Genomic DNA, 26,551 nt, shown 5'->3' on the forward strand with positions numbered 1-26,551 from the left:
TGACGGTGTGTGACCGGCTTCACAAAGCTTAACCAGCGCCTGATTGACGCTGGCATGAGGTGGCCGTTAGCCTTGCGGCCATCCTGGCAGGGCGCGTGTTCCCCTGCCGCCCTGCGCCGCGTTGTTGCCGGCGCCCTGCCACAAGGAGCCCGCATGAGCCTGTCCCGCTATTCCGCCCTCATCTCCGCCGCGCTGCTGGCCGCCTGCGCCGCCACCACGCCGCAACCCGACGGCCGCTGGAAGTCGGCCGGCGACAACGAGCCGCCGATCGAACTGGAACTGAAAAACGGCCGCCTGTCCGTGTCCGGCGGCTGCAACCGCCTGTTCGGCACCGCCCGCGTCGAGAACGGCGTACTGATCGTCGACCAGCTGGCTAGCACCATGATGGCCTGCGACGCGGTGTCGATGGCGCGCGACCGTGACCTCAGCCTGCTGCTCAATAGCCGGCCGACGGTGCGGCAGCAGGACGGCCACCTGTTGCTGGCCGGGCCGGGCAAGCAGCTGGAATTGCGGCAGCAGGAGGATCTGTCGGCGGCGCCGACGCGGCTGGTCTACGTCGCCGCCGAACGCAAGCCGTGCAGCGGCGTGGCACCGATGCAGTGCCTGCAGGTGCGCGACAGCAAGGACGCGCCGTGGCAGCTGCACTACGGCGAGATCGAGGGCTTCAAGCCCGAGCCGGGCATCGCCTACCGCCTGCGCATCAGGGAAGTGAAAGTCGCCAAGCCGCCTGCCGACGCGCCATCCGTGCGCTGGGTGCTGGACCAGGTGCTGGAACAGAAACTTGAATAGCAGCGGGTCGCGCCGTAAAACGCGCGGCGCATCGCACAAAAAGACTGCGGCCAACCTTGCACAAGGTTGGCCGCAGTCTTTTGTGGTTACCGGAAACTCAGCGTCGCGCGATCAGCACGATGCCCATTCCGATCAGCAGCATGCCCAGCAGCTCGCCGCTGCCTGGCCATTCGCCCAGGCTGGTGGCGGCCATCGCCACCGCCAGCACCGGGATCACCAGCGCGTTGAAGCTGAGCGTGGACGCCGGCAGGCGGCGCAGCAGCCACAGCCACGCCAGCCAGCCGACCGCGCTGGAGAACACGCCGGAGTAGATCATGCCCAGCACGAAGGCCGGCGACCAGTGGATGGCGGCGAAATCGGCGAACGGCAGCAGCAGCGGCAGCGGCGCGAGGCCGATCAGCGCCTGCCAGCCGGAGAAGTTCAGGCTGTCGAGCTGGCCCTGCTGCGCGGTCTTCTTGGTCAGCACCGAGCCCAGCGCCCACAGGAAGCCGGCCAGCACCGCCAGCAGCATCGGCAGCACGCCGTGCAGCTGCCACGGCGCCACAATCAGCATCAGCCCGGCAAAGCCGGCGACGAGCGCCCGGCGCGCGTTGGCGGTGAACGGCTCCGCCAGCAGCCAGCGCGACAGCAGCGCCACCCAGAACGGCATGGTGAACACCAGTACCGAGGTGCGCCCGGCGGCGCCGGCCACCAGCGCCAGCGTCACCGTCAGGCCGTAGGCGAAGGTGGTGGTCAGCCCGACCTGCAGTGTCTGCTTCAGCCGTTGCGGCTTGAGGCCGTGGCCGCGCGCCAGCAGCACGCCGAACAGCGTCAGGCTGCCGATGGTGGTGCGGATGATCAGGTGGGTGATGGGCGTCGCCGCCTGCAGCGTCACCTTCATCACCACGTAGTTGTACGCCCACATCGTCACCAGCCCGGCGAACAGCGCGTAGGGCAGCCAGCGGCTGGCGGACAGCGCGGCAAGGTTGGCCGCGAGGCGGCGGGCGGGATTGAGGGTGCTCATGTGAGGCTCCGGTGGCGGGCGTCTGCCCGATGCGATGCTCACAGTGTAGAAAGCCCGCCGCTGCCGCTTGCTGCGTTATCATGCGCCACAGTGCAGCGACGCTGCTTTTGAATGGCTGTTGACGCAGGATTCCTGACATGCTGGATGCTTACGATCGCAAACTGCTGGTGCTGCTGCAGGAAGACGCGCGCCAGACCCACGACGCGCTGGCCGAAGCGGTCAACCTGTCGCCGACCGCGGTCACCCGCCGCCTGAAGCGGCTGCGCAGCGAGGGCATCATCCGGCGCGAGGTGGCGCTGGTCGATCCGGCGCTGTTCGGCCGCACACTGCGGCTGGTGGTCAACGTGATGCTGCAGCGTGCGCAGGCGCCGCTGGTGGACGCGTTCAAGGCGGCGATGGACGCGGCGCCGGAGGTGATGGAGTGCTACAACGTCACCGGGCGTCCGGATTTCGTGCTGATGGTGCTGGTGCGCGACATGGGCGACTACGAGCGCTTCGCCCGTGCCCACCTGATGAACAACCCGCACGTGCGCGAGTTCGAGTCGCTGGTGGTGATCAATACCTGCAAGTACCGCACCGCGGTGCCGGCCGATCCGGACTGAGCACCTGTTCACGATCGGCTGCAACTGATCTCACGGGGCGATACGACGTTGAAAACCGCTTCGGCATGCGGATTTATATCGGGATAAACGCCGCTTCCTCGGCCGTTTTCGCCTTGCCTCGTGTGAGCGCGCGAGATCGTGAACACGTTCTGAGCGCCGCAAACCAAACCCCTGATCCTGCGTTGCGCCTCCTTGCCGTACGACTGGTACGGTCTGCGTCGGCGCGCCTAGGCTCAGCTGCGCTGCGAGGTGTTGTTAGCGGCGCTGGACGCGACCCTGCAAACGAATGCGGCCAACCTTGATCAAGATTGGCCGCAATATTGTCCGGCTTAGCTTAAGGCGCCGTGGCTCAGTCCTCGTGCAGCAGCGCGTGTTCGATCTCGGAGAACGCCTGCGGCACGCGGATGAAGTTCAGCGAGATGCCGAGCCGGCGCGCGATGTGCGAGGTGGAGAACAGGCCGCACACTTCCAGGTGCTTGCTGCTGCCGTTCAGCTCCACCACCAGCGCGTGCTGGCGGCCGGTGTGCTTCATGGTGGCGACCAGCTGGCCGATGCTGGCGTTCGCCACCTCGGCCATGTCCAGTGCCTCCAGCTCGCGGCGCGGGGTCATCACGTCGGACACCAGCAGTTCATCGTGGCGCTTGCCGCGTTCCTGAATGCATTTCATCGGCCGCTCGCCGAGCACGTCGGAGGCGGTGAGCAGGCCGGTCAGCGCGCCCTCGCGGTCGGTGACGAACAGCAGGCGGATGCCGTGGCTGACCATGCGTTCGTGGGCGTCGTGCAGCAGCGCGTCCTCGCAGATGCTGACCGGGTCGATCACCTTCAGGTCGGTCATCACGTCCAGCGCCGGGCTTTTCAGCGACAGCGTGCGCTGCGGGCGCTGGTCGACGTGGATCAGGTCGGTGGTCTGCGGCAGGGAAAGGGTGGTCAGGGCTTGGTACTGGGTGTCCATGGCGGGCGCTCCTCGTCTGTTTTCTGGTTTTGCCGCGCGCCGGGCACGAGCTCCCGACGGCGGTGCGCAATACCGGGGGCAACACCATCACGCTTCCCCATTGGCACCCCGGTGTCTTTATCTAAGCACGCTTTGCCGGCGCCTGGCGCGTTTTTCGTGGCCGGCAGCTGATTTTCGTCAACCACAGGAGCTAGCCGGCTCCGTCTTTTGGCGTATCGGCAACAGTTGCCGCCGCCCGTACACTGTTAGTCCCGCCCCGTGTATCAGGACCGCCCGCCATGACCGCCATTACCGATTTCGCCAGCCTGCTGGCCGCCGCCCGCGCCCAGCCGACCCCGCAACGCCTGCTGTTCGCCTTTTGCCAGCGCCGCCTGCACGACGACCACAGCGCGCAGGAAGCAGAACGCTTCGCCGCCGGCGAAGGCGGCATCCTGCAGCCCATCCTGTGTGTCGACAAGACCCCGGCCGAGCTGGGCGATTTCGCGCAGCTGGCTCAGGACGCCGATGCGCTGGACGCGCGCTGGCAGCTGGTGTTCGTTGCCGCCATCGACAGCAGCAGCAGCGCCGACGCCGACGGCCCGCTGAAGCGCATGGTGCAGACCATCCAGACCGGCGGCGACGTCGCGCGTTACCTCGCGTTCAATCGCGACGGCGCGCTGCTGCAGTTCCTGTGACCACGGCTTAGCCGGCGCAGCAGCTTGTCAAACGGCCCGGGCAGGGATCACCCTGCGGCGGGCCGTTGTTGCGTGCGGCTTCGTGTGCGGCAGCCGGACACCCCCGGCGACGGCGGCAAGACGCGGCGTGAGCGGCGTTAGCCCGCCGCCGGCAACTGCGCCAGCAGCTGGGTCAGCGCCGCGTGCAGCGCCGTTACCGCGCCGTCCATGTCCCAGTCGTCGTGCCCCGGCTGCACCACGTTGGAGATGGCGCGCAGCTCGATAAACGGCACCCCTTCCTGCTGGCAGACATGGAAGAAGGCGGCGCCCTCCATGTTCTCGATCTCCACCTCGCTGCTGTCCACGAACGGCGCCAGCGCCGCGTTCAGCGACAGGCTGCGCGCGCGGCGCAGCGGGCTTGCCGCCGGCAGGTGCGGGCAGTGCAGCGTATGGCGGCGCTCGAACGCCATCTCCAGCGGCAGCTGCGCCAGATGGGTGAAGCCCTGCGGCGTGAAGAAGCCGAGATCGCCCTCCACCTCCGAGCTGACCAGCACCACCTCGCCGATGGCCAGCCCGGCCTGCGGATACATGCCGGCGATGCCGGCCAGGATCAGCAGCGACGGCCGCCGCTCGTGGATCACCTTCAGCGTGGCGTAGGCGGTGGCGGTCAGCCCGACGCCGCTGACCACGGTGTGCACCCCGGGGTGCTGGAACTGGCGCGCCTCGGTGGCGGTGGGAAAGAGGATGCAGATGCTCATGGCGGCTCGCGGGCTAGTGAAAAGGGACAGCCGCCACTATGCCACATCGGCCGGCGCGGCCGGGCGGCGGCGGCCTGCATTTAGTGGTGTTCTTTTCAGGAATTTGAGCCATTACTGAATAATCCCGTCGCCGGTGCCCTTGCCATGGCCGATTCCGCCAAGACCCGACTGCCGTCCTCCTTCGTCCGCCTCGGCCAGCCCCTACCGGTCGATGTCTACCACGAGAGCGGCATCCTGCTGCTGAAGAAGGGCCACTACGTGCTGACCCCGGAGCAGCGCGAGCGCCTGCTCGCCGCCGGCCACGGCGACAGCGAGGCGGTGGCGGCGCGGCTGGAACGCGAGCAGCAGGAACGCGCGGCGCGGCGGCAGCAGGACAGCCTGGCGCAGCCGTGCAATCCGCTGGTGGAGTTCGAATTCCTGCTGCACCGCGTCGAGGGCCTGCTCAGTCACGGCCTGGCGGTGCGCGGCCTGGGCAGCGCGCTGCGCGAGGTGCTCGCCAGCCTGCTGGAACTGAGCCAGCGCCTGCCGGACGGCATGCTGGCGGCCAGCCTGCTGCTGGACAGCCGCCTGCCCGCTGCCGCACACGGGCTGCGAGTGGCGACCACGCTGGCGGTGCTCGGCCGCCGCCTGGGGCTGGACGCGGCGACGCTGCACAGCGCCTGTGGTGCGGCGCTGACCATGAACATCGCCATCGTCGGCCTGCTGGGCAAGCTGCGGCAGCAGGACGAGCCGCTGAGCGAGGCGCAGAGTGCGGCACTGCTCGCCCATCCGGTGATCGGCTCCGCCATCCTGCGCGAGGCCGGCATCGACGACGAGCTGTGGCACAGCCTGGTGCAGTGCCACCACGAAAAGCCGGACGGCAGCGGCTACCCGCAGGCGCTGCGCGGCGACGAGGTGCCGCCGCTGGCGCGCCTGCTGGCGCTGCTGGACCAGCTGGGGGAACAGGTGGAAAGCGGGCGGCTGTTGCCGTCGCAGGCGCTGGCGACGCTGTTCCGCGATCCGGCCGGCGGCCACGATCCGGCGCAGCTGGCGGCGCTGGTGAAGGAGCTGGGCGTGTATCCGCCGGGCAGCTTTGTCGAGCTGGCCAGCGGCGAGATCGCGGTGGTCACCTACCGCGGCGACAGCGCCAACACGCCGCGGGTGGCGGCGCTGCGCCGTCGCGACGGCCCGCCCTACGCCGAGCCGCTGCTGCGCGATACCCGCCAGCTGCCATTCCGCATCAACAAGGCGGTCGGCCGCGGCAGCACCGGCGTCAAGCCGGCCTATCTGATCCGGCTGTGGCAGCGGCGCTGAGTGTTGCTTCACGATCGGCGGCGCCCGATCGCTGATGGGGTGATCCGGTGTTGGACATGGCCACAGCAGGCGTGTTGATCGCAACTGCAACGGCGTTCTTTGATCCATGCCACCTGCGCTGACTTTGGCTCGCGAACCCGTGCCGGGCAGCAAGGTTGGCCGCAAGCCTGGCTCCTTCTTTTCCGCGTGAGACTCCGCCCGCTCAGGCGCCGCGCGCCACCAGCCGTGGCTGCCAGCGCAACACCGCACTGGCGGCGACGCCGGCCAGCAGCGCCCACAGCGGCGCGCCGATACCGGCGATGCTGACGCCGGAGGCGGCCACCACGAAGGTCAGCAAGGCCGCCTCGCGCTGGCTGTCGCCCGCCAGTGCCGCGGTCAGCGACGAGGCCAGGGTACCGAACAGTGCCAGCGCCGCCGCCGCCATCACCAGCGCCTTGGGCAGCACCAGCAGCAAGGCCACCAGCGAGCCGCCCACCGCCGCCACCAAGAGGTAGCTCAGTGCCGCCACCACGCCGGCCTTCCAGCGCTGTTGCGGGTCGGGATGGCATTCGGGGCCGGTGCACATCGCCGCGGTGATCGCCGCCAGCACCACGCCGTGGCCGCCGAACGGCGCCAAGAGCAGCGACACGCCGCCCAGCAGGCTGACCGGCACCCGCGCCGGCAGGTCGTAGCCGTCGTTTTTCAGCACCGCCATGCCGGGCAGGAACTGGCCGGTCAGCGCCACCAGCGCCAGCGGCAGCGCGATATTGCTCAGGCCGGCGACACTGAACTGCGGCGTGGTCCACAGCGGGCCGCTGGCGGTGGCGGTCAAGGTCGGCGTGGCGGCAAAACCGCCCTGCAGCGCCAGCAGCACGCAACCGAGCAGCAGCGCTGCCATCAGCGCGTAGCGCGGCCACAGCCGGCGGCCGGCGAAGAAGGCCAGCGCCATCGGCAGCACCAGCGCGGCATGATCGCGCGCAGCCGGCACCAGCTCCACCACGAAGCGGAACAGGATGCCGGCCAAGAGCGCGGCGGCCAGCGCCGGCGGAAAGCGTTTCATCAGCGCGTCAAAGGCGCCGCTGACGCCGACCAGCCATACCGCGAGGCCGGCCAGCACGAAGCCGCCGATGGCCTCCGGGTAGGGCACGCCGGGCAGGGACGCCAGCAGCACCGCGGCGCCGGGCGTGGACCACGCGGTAATCACCGGCATCTTCCAGCGCCACGACAGCCACAGCCCGGCCACGCCGGAGCCGAGCGACACCGCCCACAGCCACGAGGCCAGCTGCGCCGGGGTCAGGCCGGCCTGCTGCGCGGCGTGCACGATGATGAGAAAGGGGCCGGTGTAGCCGACGGCGATGGTCAGCACACCGGTGATCAGGGTCGACGGGGGTAGGTGTTTGAACATGGTAGTCCTTCAGGTCAGAGGCCGCCGCCAGCCGCGCACGGGTTGCGCGGTGGGCGGCATCCGGCGTCGGTGGACGCTGCCGGCGCGGGTAGCGTGGCGACCGGACTGCCGTGGTGTTGCCACTGTACGGCGCCTGCCTGCGGCCAACCTGCCACAGCCGGCTACAACAGGCTGGCGCAGCGCGCCGCTGTTCTATATAACAGCGGGATGAACCCGAGCGCCCTCCCCGTTTACCGCCACATCGCCAATGCCCTGACCGCCAGGCTGGACAGCGGCGAATTCCCGCCCGGCAGCCGCCTGCCGGCGGTGCGCGCGCTGGCCGCCGAATTCGGCGTCAACACCCTCACCGCGCTGGCCGCCTACCGCTATCTGGAACAGCAGCAGCGGGTGCTGGCGCGGCCGCGCGCCGGCTACTTTGCCGCGCTGCCGGCGGCGCCGTCGTCGCCCGGAACCGCCGCGCCGCTGCCCAGCGCGGCGGCGCTGGTCGATGTCAGCAGCCGCATGTCCACCCTGCTGCAGCTGGGTGACGAGCGCATCCACACCCAGCTGCACATGGCCGAGGCCGCCGCCAGCCTGTATCCGGCCGCCGAGCTGGCGCGCCGCCTGCAACTGACGCTGACGCGGCAGCCGGAGCTGATCGGCGCCCATCTGCCGGCCGGCGAACAGCGCCGGCTGCTGGCGGCGCTGGTGCGCCTCGGCCACGAGCGCGGCCTGGTGCTGGACGAGGGCGGCATCCTGCTCACTCATGGTATTACCGAGGGCATCAGCCTGGCGCTGCGCCACCTGACCCGCCCCGGCGACACCGTGGCGGTGGAAACGCCGGTCTACTTCGGCCTGTTGCAGACGCTGGAGGGGCTGGGGCTGAAGGCGCTGGAAATCCCGTGCACGCCGGAGGCCGGCCTGTCGCTGGAGGCGCTGGAGTTCGCGCTGCACCACGGCCCGGCGGTGAAGTGCCTGGTGTGCGTGCCCAACTTCCAGAACCCGACCGGCGCGCTGATGCCGGACGACAACAAGAAGCGGCTGCTGGCGCTGGCGCGCAAGCACGGCGTCACCATCATCGAGGACGACGTGTTCGGCGACCTGCACTACGGCAACGGGCGGCCGACGCCGCTGAAGGCGTGGGACCGCGACGGCGACGTGATCTACTGCGCGTCGTTCACCAAGAGCTTCGCGCCGTCGTTCCGCCTCGGCTGGCTGGCCGCCGGCCGCCACCACGGCGCGCTCGCCAGGCTGTGCGCCAGCAGCACGCTGGTGTCGTCGCCGCTGTTGCAGGTGGTGCTGGCCGACGTGCTCGACAGCGGCGACTACGCGCGCATCAGCCAGCGCCTGCGCCTGCAGCTGGCGGCGCAGATGACGGCCACCGCCGACGCGGTGCTGCAGCATTTTCCGCGCGGCACCCGCGTGCGGCGGCCGCAGGGCGGCGTGGTGCTGTGGGTGGAGTGTCCGGAGACGGTGGACGGCACGCGCCTGCTGCAGCGCGCGCTGGCGGAGGGCATCAGCTTTGCGCCCGGCGTCGCGTTCTCGGCCGCGCCGCGCTTCGGCCACTGCCTGCGCATCAATTGCGGCCAACCTTTCACCCCGGCGCTGGTGGCGGCGATCGCGCGGCTGGGGCAGCTGGCGCTGGGACACTGAGCGCACTGCGGAACTTGCCCGGTTTTGCCCGCTCTATCGTGGGCATCTTTTAACCGGAGAATCAACAACATGCGTGCAGTCATCGTCGTGTTACTGGCCAGCCTGGGGCTGGCAGCGTGCAGCGAGCAGCAAACCGCGAAATTGCAGCAGGACGCCTCCGCCGCCATCGGCGGCGTGCATCAGGTGGTGGCGGACAGCAGTGCGCCACTGGGCGCGTTGCGGCAGCAGGCCGGCCAGCTGGCGCAGGACGCCAGCGCGGCGCTGGGTGTCGCCACGCGGGTGGGCAAGGCCGCGGCGGTGCTGGATCCGGAGCTGGGGCAACAGCTTGACGAGGCCAGGCAGCAGGTCGATGCGGTGAAAGAGGCGGCCTCGGCACTGAAACCGTAAGCCGCGGCGCCAGGGTTGGCCGCAACCTGCAAAAAAGCCGCGTCGGACCGACGCGGCTTTTTGTCGTTGCGGTAACGCGCGTTTACAGCGCCAGGCGCTGGCGCAGCTCGGCGACCCAGTCGCGGCTGGCGAAATCGGCGCCCATCACCAGCACCAGGTAGCCGTCGCCGCCGAAGCGCGAGTCGACCTCGACCAGCACGTGGGTGTCGTGGCCGTAGGGGATGAAGGTCAGCTCGATCTCCTGGATGCGGAAATTGCCGCCGCGCGGTTTCAGCTCGAATTCCTGGTAGCAGCCCAGCGTGCTCGTCACGTTGCCGACACGGGCGGTGCCGACCTCGACGTCGGTGCTGTACAGCGGCCAGCCCAGCTGCTCGAAGGCGGTCAGCAGGGTGGCGATCTGGGCCGTGGGGTGGATTTCCAGCAGGTCGCGGTCGTTGGCGTCGACGGCGGCGGCGATGGCGAGGTCGGTGTGGATCCACACCGGCAGCGCTCGGCCGTAGTGCGGCAGCGCGTTGACCGGCGTTTCCGCCGGCAGCAGCAGCTGGAACGGCAGCTGGCGTGTTTCGCCGGCGCGGATGGTGAAGCGCTCGGCGACGCGGATCACGCCCAGCGCGATGGCGCCGCGCGCCTCGTGGTCGCCGGCTTCCTGTTCCGCCTCGGTCATCAGCACCAGTTCGATTTTCTCGATGTCCTGGTCGGCGTTGCCGCCCTGTACCAGCACGTGGCCGGACAGCACCTCGCCGGGACGCAGCCGCGGGTTGTCGAGGCGGGTATCGATTTTGGCGCCGCCGACGCCGATGGAAGCTAGCAGTTTCTTGAACATGGTTGATCCGTGAAATGAAAGAGAGGCAGCGTGGCAGACCATGCCGCCGCCGCCAGGTTCCGCCGGCGGGTTGCCGGCATCAGCATGGCGGCATACTAGCGGAAATTCCCCGCCCGCGGCAGCGGCGTGGCCGCCGGCGTCAACCCGGCTTTACCCCCGCGCGGCATCAGGGTAAAACAGCGCCACGACAACGGAGACAGCGATGGAAAAAGTCGATTGCGTAGTGATCGGTGCCGGGGTGGTGGGCCTGGCGATTGCCCGCGCGCTGGCGCAGGAAGGCCGCGAGGTGATCGTGCTGGAGGCGGAATCCGCCTTCGGCCAGCACACCTCCAGCCGCAACAGCGAGGTGATCCACGCCGGCATGCACTACCCGGCCGGCAGCCTGAAGGCGCTGCACTGCCTGCGCGGCAAGCGGCTGCTGTACCAGTACTGCCGCGAGCGCGACATCGGCCATCGCCAGACCGGCAAGCTGATCGTGGCGGTGGACGACAGCGAGATGCCGCGGCTGGTGGCGCTGCAGGAAAAGGCGCTGGTCAACGGCGTGACTGACCTGACCTGGATGGACCGCCGCGTGCTGGCCGAGGTCGAGCCGGCGCTGCAGGCGCACGCGGCGCTGTATTCGCCCAGCACCGGCATCGTCGACAGCCACGCGCTGATGCTGTCGCTGCTGGCCGACGCCGAGGCCGCCGGCGCGGTGCTGGCGCTGCAGTCGCGCGTCACCGGGGGGCAGGAGACCAAGGACGGCATGCTGCTGTTCGTCGACGGCACCGAGCTGCTGGCCGGCACCGTGGTCAATGCCGCCGGCCTCACCGCCCACGTGCTGGCAGCGAAGATGCGCGGTGTTCCACATGAAACCATCCCGCGCGTGCGCTACGCGCGCGGCGTGTACTTCACGCTGTCGGGGCGGCACCCGTTCTCGCACCTGATCTATCCGCTGCCGGAGCCGGGCGGCCTCGGCACCCACCTGACGCTGGATCTGGCCGGCCAGGCGCGCTTCGGCCCGGACGTGGAGTGGATCAACCACATCGACTACCGCGTCGACCCCGACCGCGTCGACGGCTTCTACCACAGCATCCGCCGCTGGTGGCCGCAGCTGCCGCAGGGCGCGCTGTCGCCGGCCTACAGCGGCATCCGCCCCAAGGTGATCAACGAGGACAAGCCGGAGGGCGACTTCCTGATCCAGGGCCAGGAGGGCCACGGCATCCGCGGCCTGATCAATCTGTTCGGCATCGAATCGCCCGGCCTCACCGCCTGCCTGTCGCTGGCCGACGAGGTGCTGCGCCGCTGCCGCCAGTACTGGGCACCGGTCTGAGCGCCGGTGATGATTGATCGCCGCCAACCAAATGCCACCTTGCCGCAAGGTGGCGTTTGTCATGCCGGCTGCGGCCAACGTTGGCCGCAAGCCGTGTGACGCGCCGCGCATGGTGCCGCGTGATGCGGCGGGAGACGTCGCCCGTGGCCAATCAGTCCGGCTTGCCGGTAGCCTGTTCGATGGCGGCCAGCATCTGCCGCCGGATCAGGCCGCTGGCGAGGCGGATCGCCAGCCAGTACGGCCAGAAGCGCAGGCGGCTGGCGTGGTCCGGGCAGTGGACGCGGGTTTCGGTGCACAGCAGGCTGCCATCGGCATTGGCCTGCGCCTGGAAGGTCAGCAGCAGCCGGGGCACGCCCGGCTCGGCAAAGGTACGAAAGCCGTCGGCGTCGGCAATGCTGGCCAGGCCGAAGTCGCGCTGCCAGAAGCGGCCGGCCAGCCCCAGCGCCAGCGAGTGCTCGTCACGGTACAGCAGGGTGAATTCGTGCAGGCCGAACAGCGGCCGTCCCTGTCGCGCCGGATCGCGCAACAGGCGGGCCGGCAGCTCGCGCAATTGCAGCAGGACGCGTACCAGCGGCAGCGATTGCGGCTGCACCAGCGGCACGGCGGCGATCAGCGCGGCCGGCGTGGCGCGGCATTGCCGCTGGTGGCGTTCGCGGAACTGGAAATCAGGCAGCAGGGTGGCGGCTGGGCTCATGGCTGCGCCTCGCTGCCGTAGCGGGTGAAGATCGCCTGGTACTGCGGGCTGGCTTTCAGCGTGCGGATGCGGGCATCCACCCGCGCGCGCAGGCCGCTGTCGCGGAACAGCAGCCCGGCTTCCTTCGGCGGCAGCAGCGGGTAGATGCGCAGCGGCGGGGTGTGCTCCAGGCTCGCCGGCAACAGCTGGCGGCGCTGCCACTCGAAGATCAGCCGGTCGCTGAGGATGACGTCGACGCGGCCGGCCAGCAGGTTGACCAGCTGGTGGCCCTGGTTGCCGGCTTCCAGATAATTGCCGTCGGCCAGCGCCAGCAGCCGGTCGTAGCCGGCCGGCAGCGCAGTGCCGGCGCCATCCCACGCCATCACCCGCCAGCGTGCCAGATCGCCCAGCTGCTCGATTGTCAGCTGGCGGCCGCCGGGCTGCACCCACGGCGGGATGGCTTCCGGAAAGCCGACGTACACCGTGCGCGCGGCGCCGGCACTGCCGCTGCCCAGCAACAGGCCGAGCAGCAGCACGGCGCTCTTAATCGAAGGCCAGCGCACTGTCCAGCACCTCCACCGCGTCGCCCAGCTGCAGCGTGCCGCTGTTGCGCGCGATCACGTTCACGCCGAAGCACACGCCCTCCTCCAGCCGGCGGTAGCCCAGCAGCGTCGCCAGCGGCTGCCGCTGCGGATCCGGCTGCGCGCTGTCGGGATCGACAGTGGTCAGCACGCAGCGGGTGCAGCGGCTGACCACTTCGAATTCGACGGCGCCGATGCGAAAGCGCCGCCACTCGTCTTCTTCAAACGCGAAGGTGTCGTCCACCACCAGATTGGGGCGGAAGTGGCGCATGGTCACCGGTTGCGCCAGCCGGCTGTTGAGGTCAAGCAGCGACGCCTCGCTCAGCAGCAGATAGGGATAGCCGTCGGCGAAGGACAGCCTGTCGGCGGTGGTTTTCTGCACGCGGGTGGACTCGCCCAGCCATAGCAGCTGCAGCGGCTCGCCCAAGTAGTGGCTGAGCCAGGCGTCGGCCGCCGCGTCGCCGTGCAGCGCGCTGAACGCGGACTTCCACACCGTGGCCGGCACCCGCTGCCGGTAGTCGGCCGGGCTGGTCAGCAGCGGCGGCATCCCCGGCGCGGTGAAGCACCACTGGCCGTCGGCCTGCTGCGTGACGCCGACCTGCACCAGCCGCGGGTGGCTGCGCGCGCTGATGAACTGGCCGTCGGCACGGCTGGCCAGCCACACGCGGTCGTCGCGCAGCCCCTGCGGCGTGACCTCGGCGCGCTGCAGCGCATTGCCGCGGCAGGATTTCAGCGGATGGACGAACAGTTGGGTGAGGGCCATGGCCGGCTCCGGACGCAGGATGAAAACGGCAAGCTTAGCCGCTGTGCGGCGTCATCACAATGCCGGGCGCATGAAATGGACGGTATGGGAGCGGTGATGGCGCAGCCATGGCGAGCGTCGCTGCGCTGCGGCGGCCGGGTGGTGCTGCGTCAGAGCGCGGCCAGCGCGACCTCGATCACGTCCTGCAGCCGTTGCGCCTGCGCCTCTCCCTCGTAGCCCCGGCCCAGCACCCGCAAGCCCTGGATGGTGGCGACCAGGAAACGCGCCAGGGCGACGGGCGACTTGCCGGCCGCGATCTCGCCCTGCTGCTGTCCCCTTTGCATCAGCGCGGTGAGGGCGGTCTCCAGCGTGGCGAAGTGCTCCTGCAGCAGGCTGTTCACCGTGCCGTCGCGCCCGCCCAGTTCCAGCGCGGTATTGGCCACCAGACAGCCGCAACAGGCTGCGCCGGCCAGCTCGTCGTCGGCGATTTGCTGCAGCAGCGCCCGCACGCGGGCGATGGCAGGGCCGTCTTCCGCCAGCAGCGCAACGTTGGCCGCAGTCTGGCAGTGATAACGGCGCAAGGCATGCTGGAACAGCCCGTGCTTGCTTTCGAAGGTGTTGTACAGGCTGCTGCGCGACAGGCCGGTGCCGTCCACCAGATCCTGGATCGAGGTGGCGGCATAGCCTTTTTGCCAGAAAACGTGCATCGCCGCGTCGGCGGCGTCATCGGGGTGGAAGTGGGCAGTATGCATGGTCGGTGGTGAAGGAAAGGGTGGCCGGGCGCGGCGCCGTCCGGCCAGGGACGAGCCGCTGTGGCCGGCTGGTGCTCTGTTACTATGTGCCGCATTTGCAAGCATGAAAGGCTATCACATCATGTCAGGCGCTGTTGTACCGGCAGGCTTGCTGTCGGCGCTGCGGCACGTGCTGTCTCCGCCGGACGATGCTGGCGCCAGTGTCGCCGCGCTCTGGCGCCCGTGGCCGCTGCCGGTGGCGGGCGGCTCGGTCGCAGCCTTGTCCTTGCCGGCGCTGGATGCGCTGCTGGGCGATATCGTGCCCGCCAGCCTGCACCCGGCCATTCCCGGGCGTTGCGTGCGCTCCCGGCAGTTGTCTTTTCTGGCCGGGCGCTTGTGTGCCGAGCAGGCGCTGGCCGCTTTGCCACTGACGGCGGCGGTGCTTGGGCGCGATGCGAGCGGCCGGCCCCTGTGGCCCGCTGGTGTTACCGGATCCATTACCCATAGCCCCACCCTGGCTGCGGCGGTCGCGGCATGGAGTCCGCAGACCGACGGGCTGGGCGTGGATTGCGAGCCGCTGGCGGCCGGAGAACGGCTGGACGACATCGTGTCGGCTTGTTGCACCGCGGCGGATCGTGCCTGCCTGCCAAGCCGGGCGGCGGGCACGATGGCGACGCTGATCTTCTCGGCGAAAGAGGCCGGTTACAAAGCCTTGTCGCATCGTTTTGGCCGCATCGTTGACTTTACCGAGTTCGAAGTCTGCCAGTTGGCGCGAGATGCCGGCCAGCTGTGGCTGGCGCCGGTTCCCGGCAGCGAGTGGCACCGACGTATCCAGCCGTTTGCCGTGCAGTTCACCTTTGATGCCGACAGTGTCTACACCCTGGCCGACCTGCGCGGCATTCCCTAGCACGCTGCCGCTCAGGCTGGCAGGTCGGGTGCCAGAAAGCTGGCCGCCATGTCCTTGTCGCCATGCCCGGCGGCAAGGGCACGTTCGAAGCGGTGCAGCCCCGCGCCGGCCACTTCGGCGTACAGGCCGGCCTGGCTGGCCGCATCGAGGATCAGCCTGCTGTCTTTTACCGCATTGGCCACGCTGAAGCTTGGCGTGTAGTTGCCTGCCAGCATGGCCGCGCTCTTGAGCTGGAAATAGGCGCAGTCCATCGGCCCGTTGCTGACGACATCGACGACCAAAGCCGGATCGACCCCCAGTCCCTTGGCCAGCGCCAGGCTTTCTGCCAGTCCGTGGGTCAGGGTGAAGGCCCAGTTGTTCAGGGCCAGTTTCAGGCGGCTGGCCTGGCCGGCCTCGTCTGCCACCCACAGGGTACGCTTGCCAATGGCGTCGAAGACGGTTTGTACCTCCTCCCGTCCGGCCTGGGGGCCGGAGGCCAGAATGATCAGCTGGCCCTGCTCTGCCGGCTGGCGCGTGCCCTGTACCGGCGTATCGAAATACACCAGCTGCTGCTGGCTGGCCAGCTGTGCCAGGCTGGCGGCGGCATCTATCCCCACCGTGCTGAGCTGCAGCCATTTGGCCCCGGGCCGGAAGTGCCCGCTGCCGGCGGCCATGGCGGAGGCCACACTGTCGCCGTCTTTCAGCACCGTCACGATGCAGTCGGCATCACGGACGGCTTCGGCCACGCTGGCGCAAGCCTGCAAATTGTCCTGCACCAGCGCCTGCGCCTTGGCTGCCGTACGGTTCCAGACCTTTACCTTGAAGCCCTTGCTGGCCAGGTTGCGTGCGACCGGTGCGCCAATCAGGCCGCTGCCCAATACGGCAATGGTGGGGGTTGTCGTGTTCATTGTGTTGTCCTTGGTGACCGGGTATTCCGGGAAATTCAAAATGGGTAATTAAATTTGGAATGATCGTTCCAGTTAATGTAAGATGCCGCTCGGCTGCGGTCAACCCATATGACATTTTTTTCTGGGTGGTCCGCGATTTCCATCGCTTGCCAAGGACAAAACAGATCAAAAATGAGTAATGCCAACAAAATTCTCGGTCACCGTTTGCGCGTCGGCGTGGTCATTCCGTCGACCAATACTTCCGCCCAGCCGGAAATGGACGACATGCGGCCGTACGGGGTGACCAACCATGTGGGCCGGATGGTGATAGTGGACCAGTCGCTGGTCGCCGAGCCCGGCTTCAACAGCGTGATCCAGGCGATGCGCCGTGCCACGGAGCCGGCGATCAAGAGCCTGCAGGACTGCCAGCTCGACCGCATCATCGTCGCGGTGTCTCCCGATGCCTACTGGCGCGGCGTTGAGGCGCACGCGCAGATGCTGGCGCAGTTGCAGGACACGGCCGGCGGGGTCGGCATCACCTGCAGTGCCGACGCCATTGAAGAAGCCTTGGCCCGGCTGGGTGGTGTGCGCCGTATCGGCCTGATCTCCCCCTACACCGCCATTGGCAACGAGGCGGTCGCGCAGTTCTTTGTCGACAAGGGCTATGAGGTGGTGGCGCTGGCCAATCTGGGCGGGCAAAGCCCCTCCCGCATCGCCGAGGTCAGCCTGCAGGATCTGCGCAATGCGGTAGACACGGCCAATGCGCCGGGGGTCGAGGCGATCGTGCAGGTGGGCACCAATGTACCGATGGCCAGCTTTGCCCATACCGCCGAGCAGTGGACTGGCAAGCCCGTGATTGCCAACAACACGGTGCTGTACTGGCATGCGCTTCGCATGAGCGGCATCGATGACCAGTTTGATGGCTTTGGCCGTTTGTTCAGCTGTTGCTAACGGCACCTGTTGGCAGCGCTAAGCGATCCACATCCATACAGAGAGCAATATGTCAGCCCAGATGAATACCTTGCAGGCCTTCCTGCAGCAACATATCCAGTCATCGTACACCCACACCAGTCCGTATCTGCGCACCCTGCCCGCCATGCTGCTGGCCCAGGTACACAGCCGGAAAAACGAAATTGCGATTGCCGATCAGGAAACCGAATACAGCTACGAGACCACCCTGCTGCACGCCGTCGGCATTGCGGCGGCGCTACGCGCCAAAGGGGTGAGCTATAACGACTGCCTTGGCCTGTTTATCGATGCCTCGGCCGACCTGGCGCTGGCAACGTGGGGCATCCTGTTTGCCGGGGCGGCGTACCTGCCGCTGGCAACCGACTACCCGCAAGACCGCCTGAGCTATATGGTGAGCGATGCCAGGGTCAAGCTGGTGCTCACCAACAATCGCAGCCGCGAGCGCCTGGCTGGCGTGCTGTTGCCGGGCGTCAGCCTACTCAATATCGACGATGTCGCCCCGGCAAGCATTACCGAGGTCGACCAGGTGCTGACCGAGCTGCTCGAGCAGGATGGCGAGGACCTGGCGTACGTGATCTACACTTCCGGCACCACCGGCAAGCCCAAAGGCGTGGCCATCTCGCAGCAGGCCATTGCCAATCAACTGGCGTGGCTCACGCACGAAGGCTATCTGCTGCCGGGTCACCGCATCCTGCAGAAAACGCCGGTCAGCTTCGACGCCGCGCAGTGGGAGCTGCTGGGCATGTGCTGCGGTGCCCGCGTGGTCATGGGGCAACCGGGCGTCTACCGTGACCCGGAGGCGCTGATCCGCCAGGTCCAGCAACACGGCATTACCACGCTGCAAGGCGTACCGACCCTGCTGCAAGCCTTGAGCGAGCTGCCCGCCTTTGCCGATTGCGACACCCTGCACAGCCTGTTCAGCGGTGGCGAAGGGCTGTCGCGCAAGCTGGCCAGCAAGCTGCTGCAAATCCTGCCGGACTGCCGGCTGGTCAACCTGTACGGGCCGACCGAATGCACCATCAATGCCACGCACTATCGCATCGACCAGCGCAGCCTGGACCAGGAATGGGAGATCGCGCCGATCGGCCTGCCGGTGGCCGGGCTGCATTACCAGGTGCTGGATCTGCAGCTGGCACCGGTGGCCGCGGGACAGACCGGTGAGCTGTTCATCGGCGGCGCCCAGCTGGCAAATGGCTACCTGTTCCGCGCCGAGCAGACCGCGGAGAAATTCCTTTCGCTGCCGCTGGATGCGGCGTCCCCGCAGGTCAGGATGTACCGCACCGGCGACCTGGTCCGGGTCGATCCGGACGGCGTGCTGCACTTTGTCGGCCGCACCGACAATCAGGTCAAGTTCCGCGGCTACCGTATCGAGTTGGACGAAATCCGCCTCGCCATCGAAAACCATGACTGGGTGAAATCGGCCGCCGTCTTCATTAAGGAAAACGCCCGCAGCGGTCATGCCCAGCTGATCGGTGCGGTGGAGCTGAACCCGAACGAGGCCAAGCTGATGGATCAGGGTGCGGCCGAGTCGCATCACCAGACCAAGGCCAGCCGTCATCAGATCAAGGCCCAGCTGTCCGGGCGCGGCTTCCGCAGCGACGCCAGCCTGGCGGGCAGACAGCAGATCGCGCTGCCGGGGCAGCAGGAAACCGCCGCCCAGCGCGAACGCGTGTTCGCCCGCAAGACGTACCGCTTTTTCCACGGCGGCCCGGTCGCCGCCACCGACATCCTGCAGCTGCTGGCGGCGCAGCCGGAAGCGGCGCCATCGGCCCGGCTGGCGGATCTGGACGCGAGCAAGCTGGGTGAAATGCTGCGCTATCTGGGACAGTTCAGCAGCGAAGAGCGGCTGTTGCCCAAGTTCGGCTACGCCTCCCCCGGCGCGCTGTACGCCACCCAGGTGTATATCGAGCTGAACCAGGTCGCCGACTTGCCCGCCGGATACTACTACTACCACCCGCTGCAGCATCGCCTGTACCTGCTGGCCGCCAGCAGTGCGACCGAACCCTGCCTGCGGCTGCACTTTGTCGGCAAGATCCCCGCCGTGCGCGAGGTCTACAAGAACAACATCCTGGAAGTGCTGGAAATGGAAAGCGGCCACATCCTGGGCATGCTGGATCATGTGCTGCCGGGCTACGGCTACGGCCTGGGCCTGGGCCGGCATACGCCGGAGGTGCTGGCCCGGCTGGATTGCCCGGAGGAGCACGACTACCTCGGCAGTTACGATATCGTCGCGCTGGCCGAACGTATTGATGACCTGGCCGTCGACATCTACGTCCAGGCCCAGCAAGGCCGGATCCACGATCTGGCCGACGGTAACTACCTGTACCGTCAGGGTCGGCTGGACAAGGTCTCCGGCCACCTGATCGAGCAGCGCCATGTCATTGCCATCAACCAGCAGGTCTACCAGCGCGCCAGTGGCGGCCTCTCCTTCGTCAGCCAGAGCCAGGCGCCGTGGCGGCAATACCTCGATCTGGGACGCAGCCTGCAGCGGGTACAGATGAACCGCCTCGGCGTGGGCACCATGTCGTCCGGCTACAGCTCCAAGAGCGGCAACAACCTCGCCACCGCCCTGCGCCTGAACGACATTGTCGGCGATGCCGGCCGAGAGTCCGGCCCAAGCTACTTCTGCCTGTTCGGCAAGGTCAGTGCGGCGCAGCTCAGTCATCAGGGCATGGATGAAGACGCGGTGCACATGAAAGGTCCGGCCGAGCTGATTCGTGCCGACCTGCTCAACAGCCTGCCGGACTACATGGTTCCCGGACGCATTGCCATCATCAACCAGATGCCGCATACCACCTCGGGCAAGGTGGATGTGCAGGCGCTGAAACAGTGTGCCGATTTCCAGCTGGCGGATCAGGAGCAGCCGCATGTCGCCGCCCGTACCGCGACAGAGCAGGCGATCAGCCAGATCTGGTGTCACATCCTGCAGCTGGAAGAGGTCTCGGTGATGGACGACTTCTTCGCTCTGGGCGGCAACTCGATCCAGGCGGTGGCCATTGCCCGTGCCATCAACCGCCAGTTTGCGGCCAAGGTGCCGATCCAGCTGCTCTTCAGCGCGCCGACCATCGAGAAGCTGGCGCAGGCGGTCAGTGGCGGCGACATGCAAACCGCCAGCCGCGCCGTTGCACTGGCCGGCCACGACGGCACCCTCGCGACCTTCTGCTGGCCGGGACTGGGCGGCTACCCGATGAACCTGCGCCTGCTGGGCGAAGCCGTGGCCGGTGAGCGCCGTTTCTATGGCATCCAGGCTCACGGCATCAATGCCGGCGAAACCGCTTTCGACAGCATTGAGGCGATGGCGCGCGAGGATGTGCAGCTGCTGCGCAGCCTGCAGCCGCAGGGGCCCTATGCGCTGTGGGGCTACTCCTTTGGCGCCCGGGTCGCGTACGAGGTGGCCTACCAGCTGGAACAGCAAGGTGAAACCGTCAGCCAGCTGGTGTTGCTGGCGCCGGGCTCACCCCGGCTGTCCCATGCCGAACCGGTCAGCCGCGACGAGCGCGAGCTGTTCGCCAACCCGGCGTTCCTGACCATTCTGCTGTCGGTGTTCGCCCACGACATCGACCCGGCCCTGAATGCGGACTGCCTGCTGCGCGTCGACAGCCGTGCGACCTTCATCCGCTTTGCGGCGGAGAAATTCCCCGCGATCGACCGCACCCTGATCGACGCCATTGCCAATGTCGTGGCCGTGACCTACTCGCCGGACTACCAGATCGCACTGGCCGACAAGCCCTTGTGCTGCCCGATCTCGGTGTGGCGGGCTCGCGGCGACGGACCGTCCTTCATCGCCGACGGCGAGCAGGCCGGGCTGCGCATCCGCTGGCACGACCTGGACGTCGGCCACTACGCGGTGCTGAAAGCGGAAGGCATTGCCGCGATGCAAGCCGCCGTACTGGCTTGAACGGGAGCGTACCCATGCCTCATGTCGTCATCCATTACTTCCAGGCCGAGCTCTCCGCCGCCGCGCTGGAGCGCGTTCAGCAATCGCTGGTGCAGCTACTGCAACAGGAGCTGTCATGCCCCGCCGGGGCGGTGTCGATCGATCTGCAGCCGGTCGCGCCGGCGCAGTGGCCGCAGCAGGTCTACCAGCCGCTGATCGTGCCGCGCATGGCCGCGCTGCTGCGCCGCCCGGACTACCGCTATTGATTCACCCTGCCCGGCGGCCCCGTGCCGCCGGGCGCCCCACCCACCGTTCAAACAGGAATTGTCATGACTCAACACACCAAGCCGGCAGGCGTCCTGCTGCTGCTGGCCATCCTGCTGCTGTCGCTTAACCTGCGGCCGGCCATCGCCGCCATCGGCCCGTTGATCCAGTCCATCAGCCACGACGCCGGCGTCAGATCGGTCGGCATCAGCCTGCTGACCACCATCCCGGTGCTGATGATGGGGCTGGGCGCCATCTACGCCGCGCGCATCCGCCAGGCGCTGGGCGAGCGCGGCGGCATCACCGCCGGCAGTGCCCTCATCGCAGTTGCCTGCCTGATGCGGTTGTGGGCGGACGACCGCAACGGACTGTTCCTCAGCGCCGCGCTGGTGGGACTGGGCATTGCCGTGATCCAGGCGCTGCTGCCGGGCTTCATCAAGCGCAACTTCGGCGCACGCACCAGCAGCGTGATCGCCCTCTACTCCACCGGCATCGTCGCCGGTGCCGCCATCGGCTCCGGCACCGCCTCGTGGTTGGAAGACCAGCTCGGCTGGCTGTCCACCCTGGCCAGCTGGTCGCTGCCGGCGGCGCTGGCAACCGTGTTCTGGCTGCTGGCCTCGCTTGGCAGTCAGCACGAAGGCCGCAGCAACGTGCAGGCCACGACGCGCAGCGTGCCGTTCTGGCGCATCGGCCGTTGCTGGTCGCTGCTGCTGTTCTTCGGCATCGGTACCGGCGCCTTCATGCTGGCGATGGCGTGGATCTCGCCGTTCTACATCGGCCTAGGCCTGGGCAAGGCGACCGCCGGCCTGCTGCTGTCGGTGCTGACCATCGTCGAGGCGCTGACAGCGCTGTGGCTGTCGTTTGCCATCGGCCGCTTCCCCGACCGTCGCGGCCTGCTGCTGACCTCGCTGCTGCTGGTCGCGGCCGGCTTCCTGCTGCTGATCGTGGCGCCGCTGCTGGCGCCCTACTTTGCCGTGTCGCTGCTGGGCGTCGGCATTGGCATCCTGTTCCCGCTGTCCATCATCGTGGCCATGGATCACCTGAAAGACCCGACGCTGGCCGGCAACTTCACCGCCTTCGTCCAGGGCGGCGGCTTCATCATCGCCAGTCTGGTGCCGCTGACTGCCGGCAGCCTGCGCGACGTGTTCAACGACCTGTCCTACATCTGGCTGCTGATGAGCATCGCCAGCCTAGGCATGCTGGTGCTGGCGGTACGCTTCTCGCCGGCCAGCTACCAGCAATTCCAGCAGGACCTGGCCGAGCTGCAGGCCGGCGAGCTGAAACCGGCCTGATCCCGCACGGCCGCCTGACGTCCAGTGCCGAAAACGACAACGCCAGCGTCCCGACGCTGGCGTTGTTTTTGCCCGGACGGCCAAGGTTGGCCGCTTGCCGCGGGCAAACTGCGCGGGCAGGGGCAACTGCTATAACTCAGTTACCAACAAGAAGAAAACCATCTCTGCAGCCGGGGTGTCGCCAGTGGCTGGCGGACACGTCCCGAGGGGCGAAGGAGCCATCATGGCCAGGAAACTCATCGACTGCCGCGAACACAGCGGCAGCCCACCACAATGCACCGTCTCGATAGCAGCCGACAGTGAAGACGAACTGCTCGCCGCCGCCGTACAGCATGCGGTCACGGTACACGGCTATCCGGACACACCGGAAATGCGCGAGCAATTGCGTCAGATGTTCAAGGACGAGCCCGCCGCGCACTGACACCCCGCCGGCACGTCAAACCACAAGCAACGGCTCCCGCGGGAGCCGTTGTCATGTCTGACGGCGGCGGTTCAGCGGCCCCAAAAAAGGTTGGCCGCAAGCCGGCGATGGCTTGCGGCCAACCTTTGTCATTCATACGCGGTGAACGTTGGGCTTCGCTGCGCTCAACCCAACCTACGAACTACAAAACCGACTTGCCGGGGTTGACCCGTCAGCTACCGCCGAACCGGCGCGCCCCGCTCCCGTTGGTGCCGGCCGTAAAAACGGCCGCCAGCCCGGAAACAAGCCGCCCTCTTTTGAGCGCAGCGTATGGGCGGCGCCGGGCTGGTGACCGTTTTTGCGGGAATTCCGGCGCCTTCGGGTCGCCTTTTCTTTGCTTCCTTTCTTTTTGGCGAAGCAAAAGAAAGGGAGCCGCCGCCGCGCGGAAAGCGGCAGATAAAAACATCCGCGCAGCGGATACTCTAGACAACACAAGGTTGGCCGCAAACCCGTGACGGTTTGCGGCCAACCTTTGTCATTCATCCTCGGTGAACGTTGGGGTTCGCTGCGTTCAACCCAACCTACCGTGCTTATTTTACAAAACCAACCTTGAAAATTACTTTAAAAAAAATAACAGAAATCAAGCGGAAGCCAATGATATAATATAACAATTCCATTAATTGCCTATTGTAATATGCTTTGTAATTGGCTTCTCCATTTGAAAAATGTGGCATTATCATTATTGTCAACCAGAACAAAATAGACAATGAATCAAAACAGGCATCAAACGCCTCGCCAAAAGTTTTCGATTTCTCTATTTTTTCATCTATTTTATATCGATGACTCCAGCTTTTTAAAACATTAATCCCCATAAAATTATATAATATGAAAATTTCTTTTGATAAAATATCATATTTGGTGGATGTTTTTAATTTTTCAAAAATTACTTTATTAAATGAAGCCCATCTAATCACAGCAATAGCACTACTCAGCCAAAAAAAATAAACCTCTCCAGAAACAAGAAAGATTATAACTGCCAGAAAAAATATAACGATTTCAGCATGTTTGGCAAATTCTATGAAATTTTCATTTCTGTGCATATGATCATCTCTCTTGTAAGAATTTTCCAACGTGAGCTTTCCAAGTGGCATCTCAGCATGCCGCCAGCCTTGCTGGTTTTCGCGGTAAGCGCCGGACCTCGCAGCACAGCCAGCAGACTGTGCCTTACATATTCCGAGCTTTTATCACCTAAACATCATACTAGGTGAACACTGGGCTTCGCTGCGCTAACCTAACCTATGCGCTGATTTGTGTAACAAAGTTTCTCCTAGCTCGAAAATAATTACCTTATCTGAAAATAAATCAGGCTTTCCTAATGGTTTACAAGTCTCCGTAGTGCCATTAAAATTAAATCGCTCACTGCCTATGTCGTGGCTGTTATATCCATTCAAACCTGCAACCGTCCCTGAACAAAGCGTATTGCTATGAGAATTGACAGAATAATCTATTCTGTACAATCTCCAACCACAAAGTCCCCTCCCGGCGGGACTATCGGAAAATTCAAATAAAAATCTTCTACCAACACCTATTTCAATATATTTTTCTTGGCTAAAAAATCTTGGACTAGTCACGATAACTGGCCAATTAATAACTTTTTCACAAAGTTTACTGGTTGTTGCGTAAGTGAATTTAATTCTCAACTTTTCATGAACAACTCCATCAAATCCAATCAAGCGTCCCACTATTTTTTTCATTTCAGAGGGGTTGTGATTGTCATCAGGTGTAGAGTTGAATAAATAAATTATATTTCGATAAAAAACATATATAGCAAAAGCAAAGAATATAGAAAAAAACCAAGTTCTTTTCATACAAGATCCTTGCAGTTAGGTTTTTTTGCACAAATCAGTTTGTAGGTTGGGCTTCACTGCGCTCAGCTCCATGCCAGCAACCCAAACATCATATCATCGTGCCATGAAAAAAGGGCAAGCCTTCATCAGGCTTGCCCTTGTTCACATCACGCTGCGGCCAACGTTGGCCGCAAGCTCATCCCACCCTTACAGCGACGGCAGCAGCCCGTCGATGGCGTAGCGGTTGTACTCGGCGCGCTGGATCAGTGCGCAGGCCTTTTCGATGTCCGGCGCGAAGTAGCGGTCCTTGTCGTAGAACGGCACTTCGGCGCGCAGCATCGCCTTGGCGCTTTCCAGCGCTTCGGCGGCCTTGTTCGGGGCGCGGAAGTCCACGCCCTGGCAGGCAGCCAGCAGCTCGACGGCCAGGATGCCGGCGGTGTTGTCGGCCATGTCGCGCAGGCGGCGGCCGGCGAAGGTGGCCATCGATACGTGGTCTTCCTGGTTGGCGGAGGTCGGCAGGCTGTCCACGGAGGCCGGGTGGGCCAGCGACTTGTTCTCGGAGGCCAGTGCCGCGCCGGTGACCTGGGCGATCATGAAGCCGGAGTTCACGCCGCCATTGTTGACCAGGAACGGTGGCAGCTTGGACAGGTTGCTGTCGATCAAGAGCGCCATGCGGCGTTCGGACAGCGAGCCGATTTCGGCAATCGCCAGCGCCAGGTTGTCGGCGGCGAAGGCGACCGGCTCGGCGTGGAAGTTGCCGCCGGACAGGATGTCGTTGTCGTCGGCGAATACCAGCGGGTTGTCGGAAACGGAGTTGGCTTCCACCAGCAGCACTTCGGAGGACTGGCGGATCTGGGTCAGGCAGGCGCCCATCACCTGCGGCTGGCAGCGCAGCGAGTACGGGTCCTGTACCTTGCCGCAGTTGGCGTGCGAGTCGGCGATCTCGGAGCCGGCGCCCAGCAGCGCGCGGTATTGCGCGGCGGCGTCGATCTGGCCTTTATGGCCGCGTACCTGGTGGATGCGGTCATCGAACGGGGTGCGGCTGCCCTGGGCGGCTTCCACCGACATGGCGCCGGCGACGGAGGCGGCCACGTACAGGTCTTCGGCGGCGAACAGGCCTTCCAGTGCGAAAGCGGTGGAGGCCTGGGTGCCGTTCAGCAGCGCGAGGCCCTCTTTCGGCGCCAGCACGATCGGCTCCAGACCGGCGGCGCGCATCGCGTCGCCACCGTGTACGCGCTCACCGCCCACGAAGGCTTCGCCTTCGCCGATCAGTACCGCGCTCATGTGCGACAGCGGGGCCAGGTCGCCGGAGGCGCCGACGGAGCCCTTCTGCGGGATCACCGGGTAGATGCCCTTGTTGAACAGGGTGATCATCGCTTCCAGCACCAGACGGCGGATGCCGGAGAAGCCGCGCGACAGCGAGTTGATCTTCAGCGCCATGATCAGGCGCACGGTGGAATCCTTCATCGGCTGGCCGATGCCGGCGGCGTGCGACAGCACGATGGAGCGCTGCAGCAGTTCCAGCTCGTCCGCGGCGATCTTGGTGTTGGCCAGCAGGCCGAAACCGGTGTTGATGCCGTACACGGTGCGGTTCTCGGCCAGTACGCGCGCCACGGTGGCGGCGGAGGCGTCGATGGCGGCGTGGGCGGCCGGGTCCAGCGCCAGTTGCACGGAGGCGTCACGGGCGATCAGGCGCAGTTGGGCCAGTGTCAGCTTGCCCGGGGTGATGGTGATGGTGGTCATGATGGTCCTTCCTTTGCGCGGCGGCAGTTTGGCCGCGACAGATGTGTCGGTGCTGCGGCCAACCTTGTGGG

The 26,551-nt window shown here is 66.2% G+C and carries 26 protein-coding genes; 13 read left to right on the plus strand and 13 right to left on the minus strand.

What is annotated here, in order from left to right; translation table 11 throughout:
* Positions 1 to 153 precede the first annotated feature (153 nt).
* Positions 154 to 789 (plus strand): META and DUF4377 domain-containing protein, encoded by a 636-nt coding sequence (locus C8E02_RS16875; RefSeq protein ID WP_120812819.1) that lies wholly within the window; start codon positions 154 to 156, stop codon positions 787 to 789.
* Between the two features lie 97 nt (positions 790 to 886).
* Here the strand turns inward: C8E02_RS16875 and C8E02_RS16880 are convergent, their stop codons facing one another.
* The gene (locus C8E02_RS16880; RefSeq protein ID WP_120812821.1) at positions 887 to 1,792 is read right to left on the minus strand and encodes a DMT family transporter; all 906 of its coding nucleotides are present in this window, start codon (positions 1,790 to 1,792) and stop codon (positions 887 to 889) included.
* A 137-nt stretch (positions 1,793 to 1,929) separates the two neighbouring features.
* Between C8E02_RS16880 and C8E02_RS16885 the strand changes: the two genes are divergently transcribed.
* Positions 1,930 to 2,394, plus strand: coding sequence for an Lrp/AsnC family transcriptional regulator (locus C8E02_RS16885; RefSeq protein ID WP_120812824.1), 465 nt, complete (start codon positions 1,930 to 1,932; stop codon positions 2,392 to 2,394).
* A 349-nt stretch (positions 2,395 to 2,743) separates the two neighbouring features.
* Here C8E02_RS16885 and C8E02_RS16890 read toward each other — a convergent pair whose 3' ends face one another.
* Positions 2,744 to 3,346 (minus strand): CBS domain-containing protein, encoded by a 603-nt coding sequence (locus tag C8E02_RS16890; protein WP_120812827.1) that lies wholly within the window; start codon positions 3,344 to 3,346, stop codon positions 2,744 to 2,746.
* Between the two features lie 278 nt (positions 3,347 to 3,624).
* Here C8E02_RS16890 and C8E02_RS16895 point away from each other — a divergent pair, with 278 nt between their 5' ends.
* A complete protein-coding gene (locus C8E02_RS16895; protein WP_120812830.1) occupies positions 3,625 to 4,020 on the plus strand; it encodes a ribonucleotide reductase subunit alpha in 396 nt (131 codons plus the stop codon).
* Between the two features lie 137 nt (positions 4,021 to 4,157).
* Here C8E02_RS16895 and C8E02_RS16900 read toward each other — a convergent pair whose 3' ends face one another.
* Complete coding sequence (locus tag C8E02_RS16900) at positions 4,158 to 4,757, minus strand: phosphorylase family protein (protein ID WP_120812832.1); 600 nt, start codon at positions 4,755 to 4,757, stop codon at positions 4,158 to 4,160.
* Between the two features lie 144 nt (positions 4,758 to 4,901).
* Between C8E02_RS16900 and C8E02_RS16905 the strand changes: the two genes are divergently transcribed.
* On the plus strand, positions 4,902 to 6,050 hold the full coding sequence (locus tag C8E02_RS16905; protein ID WP_047967606.1) for an HD-GYP domain-containing protein: 1,149 nt from the start codon (positions 4,902 to 4,904) through the stop codon (positions 6,048 to 6,050).
* A 202-nt stretch (positions 6,051 to 6,252) separates the two neighbouring features.
* Here the strand turns inward: C8E02_RS16905 and C8E02_RS16910 are convergent, their stop codons facing one another.
* The gene (locus C8E02_RS16910; protein WP_120812835.1) at positions 6,253 to 7,434 is read right to left on the minus strand and encodes a benzoate/H(+) symporter BenE family transporter; all 1,182 of its coding nucleotides are present in this window, start codon (positions 7,432 to 7,434) and stop codon (positions 6,253 to 6,255) included.
* Positions 7,435 to 7,641: 207 nt separating this feature from the next.
* Between C8E02_RS16910 and C8E02_RS16915 the strand changes: the two genes are divergently transcribed.
* Together C8E02_RS16915 and C8E02_RS16920 are read left to right on the plus strand one after the other, a co-directional pair.
* Positions 7,642 to 9,066, plus strand: coding sequence for an aminotransferase-like domain-containing protein (locus C8E02_RS16915; protein WP_120812838.1), 1,425 nt, complete (start codon positions 7,642 to 7,644; stop codon positions 9,064 to 9,066).
* Positions 9,067 to 9,135: 69 nt separating this feature from the next.
* Positions 9,136 to 9,453 carry a putative periplasmic lipoprotein gene (locus C8E02_RS16920; RefSeq protein WP_047967609.1) on the plus strand — a complete coding sequence of 106 codons (318 nt, stop codon included), beginning with the start codon at positions 9,136 to 9,138 and terminating at the stop codon, positions 9,451 to 9,453.
* An 82-nt stretch (positions 9,454 to 9,535) separates the two neighbouring features.
* Here C8E02_RS16920 and C8E02_RS16925 read toward each other — a convergent pair whose 3' ends face one another.
* On the minus strand, positions 9,536 to 10,276 hold the full coding sequence (locus C8E02_RS16925; protein WP_170152185.1) for a sporulation protein: 741 nt from the start codon (positions 10,274 to 10,276) through the stop codon (positions 9,536 to 9,538).
* A gap of 202 nt (positions 10,277 to 10,478) precedes the next feature.
* Here C8E02_RS16925 and C8E02_RS16930 point away from each other — a divergent pair, with 202 nt between their 5' ends.
* Positions 10,479 to 11,588: an NAD(P)/FAD-dependent oxidoreductase gene (locus tag C8E02_RS16930; protein WP_120812843.1), complete on the plus strand. Its 1,110-nt coding sequence runs from the start codon at positions 10,479 to 10,481 to the stop codon at positions 11,586 to 11,588.
* A 151-nt stretch (positions 11,589 to 11,739) separates the two neighbouring features.
* On the opposite strand, the gene C8E02_RS16935 is transcribed toward C8E02_RS16930, so the two are convergent.
* The 4 genes from C8E02_RS16935 to C8E02_RS16950 form a co-directional block, all read right to left on the minus strand.
* Positions 11,740 to 12,282 carry a hypothetical protein gene (locus tag C8E02_RS16935; protein ID WP_120812846.1) on the minus strand — a complete coding sequence of 181 codons (543 nt, stop codon included), beginning with the start codon at positions 12,280 to 12,282 and terminating at the stop codon, positions 11,740 to 11,742.
* Positions 12,279 to 12,824: an ABC transporter substrate-binding protein gene (locus C8E02_RS16940; RefSeq protein WP_147424517.1), complete on the minus strand. Its 546-nt coding sequence runs from the start codon at positions 12,822 to 12,824 to the stop codon at positions 12,279 to 12,281. The genes C8E02_RS16935 and C8E02_RS16940 overlap by 4 nt, the downstream gene beginning before the upstream one ends.
* Positions 12,805 to 13,605: an MOSC domain-containing protein gene (locus C8E02_RS16945; protein ID WP_120812851.1), complete on the minus strand. Its 801-nt coding sequence runs from the start codon at positions 13,603 to 13,605 to the stop codon at positions 12,805 to 12,807. The genes C8E02_RS16940 and C8E02_RS16945 overlap by 20 nt, the downstream gene beginning before the upstream one ends.
* Positions 13,606 to 13,754: 149 nt before the next feature.
* On the minus strand, positions 13,755 to 14,336 hold the full coding sequence (locus tag C8E02_RS16950) for a TetR/AcrR family transcriptional regulator (RefSeq protein WP_120812854.1): 582 nt from the start codon (positions 14,334 to 14,336) through the stop codon (positions 13,755 to 13,757).
* Between the two features lie 103 nt (positions 14,337 to 14,439).
* Between C8E02_RS16950 and C8E02_RS16955 the strand changes: the two genes are divergently transcribed.
* Positions 14,440 to 15,222, plus strand: a complete 783-nt coding sequence (locus C8E02_RS16955; RefSeq protein ID WP_170152186.1) for a 4'-phosphopantetheinyl transferase family protein — start codon at positions 14,440 to 14,442, stop codon at positions 15,220 to 15,222.
* Between the two features lie 11 nt (positions 15,223 to 15,233).
* Here the strand turns inward: C8E02_RS16955 and C8E02_RS16960 are convergent, their stop codons facing one another.
* A complete protein-coding gene (locus tag C8E02_RS16960) occupies positions 15,234 to 16,109 on the minus strand; it encodes an NAD(P)-dependent oxidoreductase (RefSeq protein ID WP_120812920.1) in 876 nt (291 codons plus the stop codon).
* A gap of 171 nt (positions 16,110 to 16,280) precedes the next feature.
* On the opposite strand from C8E02_RS16960, the gene C8E02_RS16965 reads away from it, so the two are divergent.
* The 5 genes from C8E02_RS16965 to C8E02_RS16985 all read left to right on the plus strand — a co-directional run bounded on the left by C8E02_RS16965 (position 16,281) and on the right by C8E02_RS16985 (position 22,911).
* Positions 16,281 to 17,039, plus strand: a complete 759-nt coding sequence (locus C8E02_RS16965; protein ID WP_120812860.1) for a maleate cis-trans isomerase family protein — start codon at positions 16,281 to 16,283, stop codon at positions 17,037 to 17,039.
* Positions 17,040 to 17,088: 49 nt separating this feature from the next.
* Complete coding sequence (locus C8E02_RS16970) at positions 17,089 to 20,955, plus strand: amino acid adenylation domain-containing protein (RefSeq protein WP_120812864.1); 3,867 nt, start codon at positions 17,089 to 17,091, stop codon at positions 20,953 to 20,955.
* Between the two features lie 14 nt (positions 20,956 to 20,969).
* The gene (locus C8E02_RS16975) at positions 20,970 to 21,200 is read left to right on the plus strand and encodes a tautomerase family protein (RefSeq protein WP_047967618.1); all 231 of its coding nucleotides are present in this window, start codon (positions 20,970 to 20,972) and stop codon (positions 21,198 to 21,200) included.
* 63 nt (positions 21,201 to 21,263) lie between these two features.
* Positions 21,264 to 22,490 (plus strand): MFS transporter, encoded by a 1,227-nt coding sequence (locus tag C8E02_RS16980; RefSeq protein WP_120812867.1) that lies wholly within the window; start codon positions 21,264 to 21,266, stop codon positions 22,488 to 22,490.
* Between the two features lie 223 nt (positions 22,491 to 22,713).
* Positions 22,714 to 22,911, plus strand: a complete 198-nt coding sequence (locus C8E02_RS16985; RefSeq protein ID WP_120812923.1) for a DUF1059 domain-containing protein — start codon at positions 22,714 to 22,716, stop codon at positions 22,909 to 22,911.
* A gap of 569 nt (positions 22,912 to 23,480) precedes the next feature.
* Here the strand turns inward: C8E02_RS16985 and C8E02_RS17310 are convergent.
* The 3 genes from C8E02_RS17310 to hutH form a co-directional block, all read right to left on the minus strand.
* A complete protein-coding gene (locus C8E02_RS17310) occupies positions 23,481 to 24,020 on the minus strand; it encodes a hypothetical protein (RefSeq protein WP_147424518.1) in 540 nt (179 codons plus the stop codon).
* Positions 24,021 to 24,176: 156 nt separating this feature from the next.
* Positions 24,177 to 24,758, minus strand: coding sequence for a hypothetical protein (locus tag C8E02_RS17315; protein WP_147424519.1), 582 nt, complete (start codon positions 24,756 to 24,758; stop codon positions 24,177 to 24,179).
* A 186-nt stretch (positions 24,759 to 24,944) separates the two neighbouring features.
* Positions 24,945 to 26,480, minus strand: coding sequence for a histidine ammonia-lyase (hutH, locus tag C8E02_RS16990; protein WP_120812869.1), 1,536 nt, complete (start codon positions 26,478 to 26,480; stop codon positions 24,945 to 24,947).
* Positions 26,481 to 26,551 lie beyond the last annotated feature (71 nt).

Source organism: Vogesella indigofera (assembly GCF_003633895.1).
GTDB lineage: Bacteria > Pseudomonadota > Gammaproteobacteria > Burkholderiales > Chromobacteriaceae > Vogesella > Vogesella indigofera.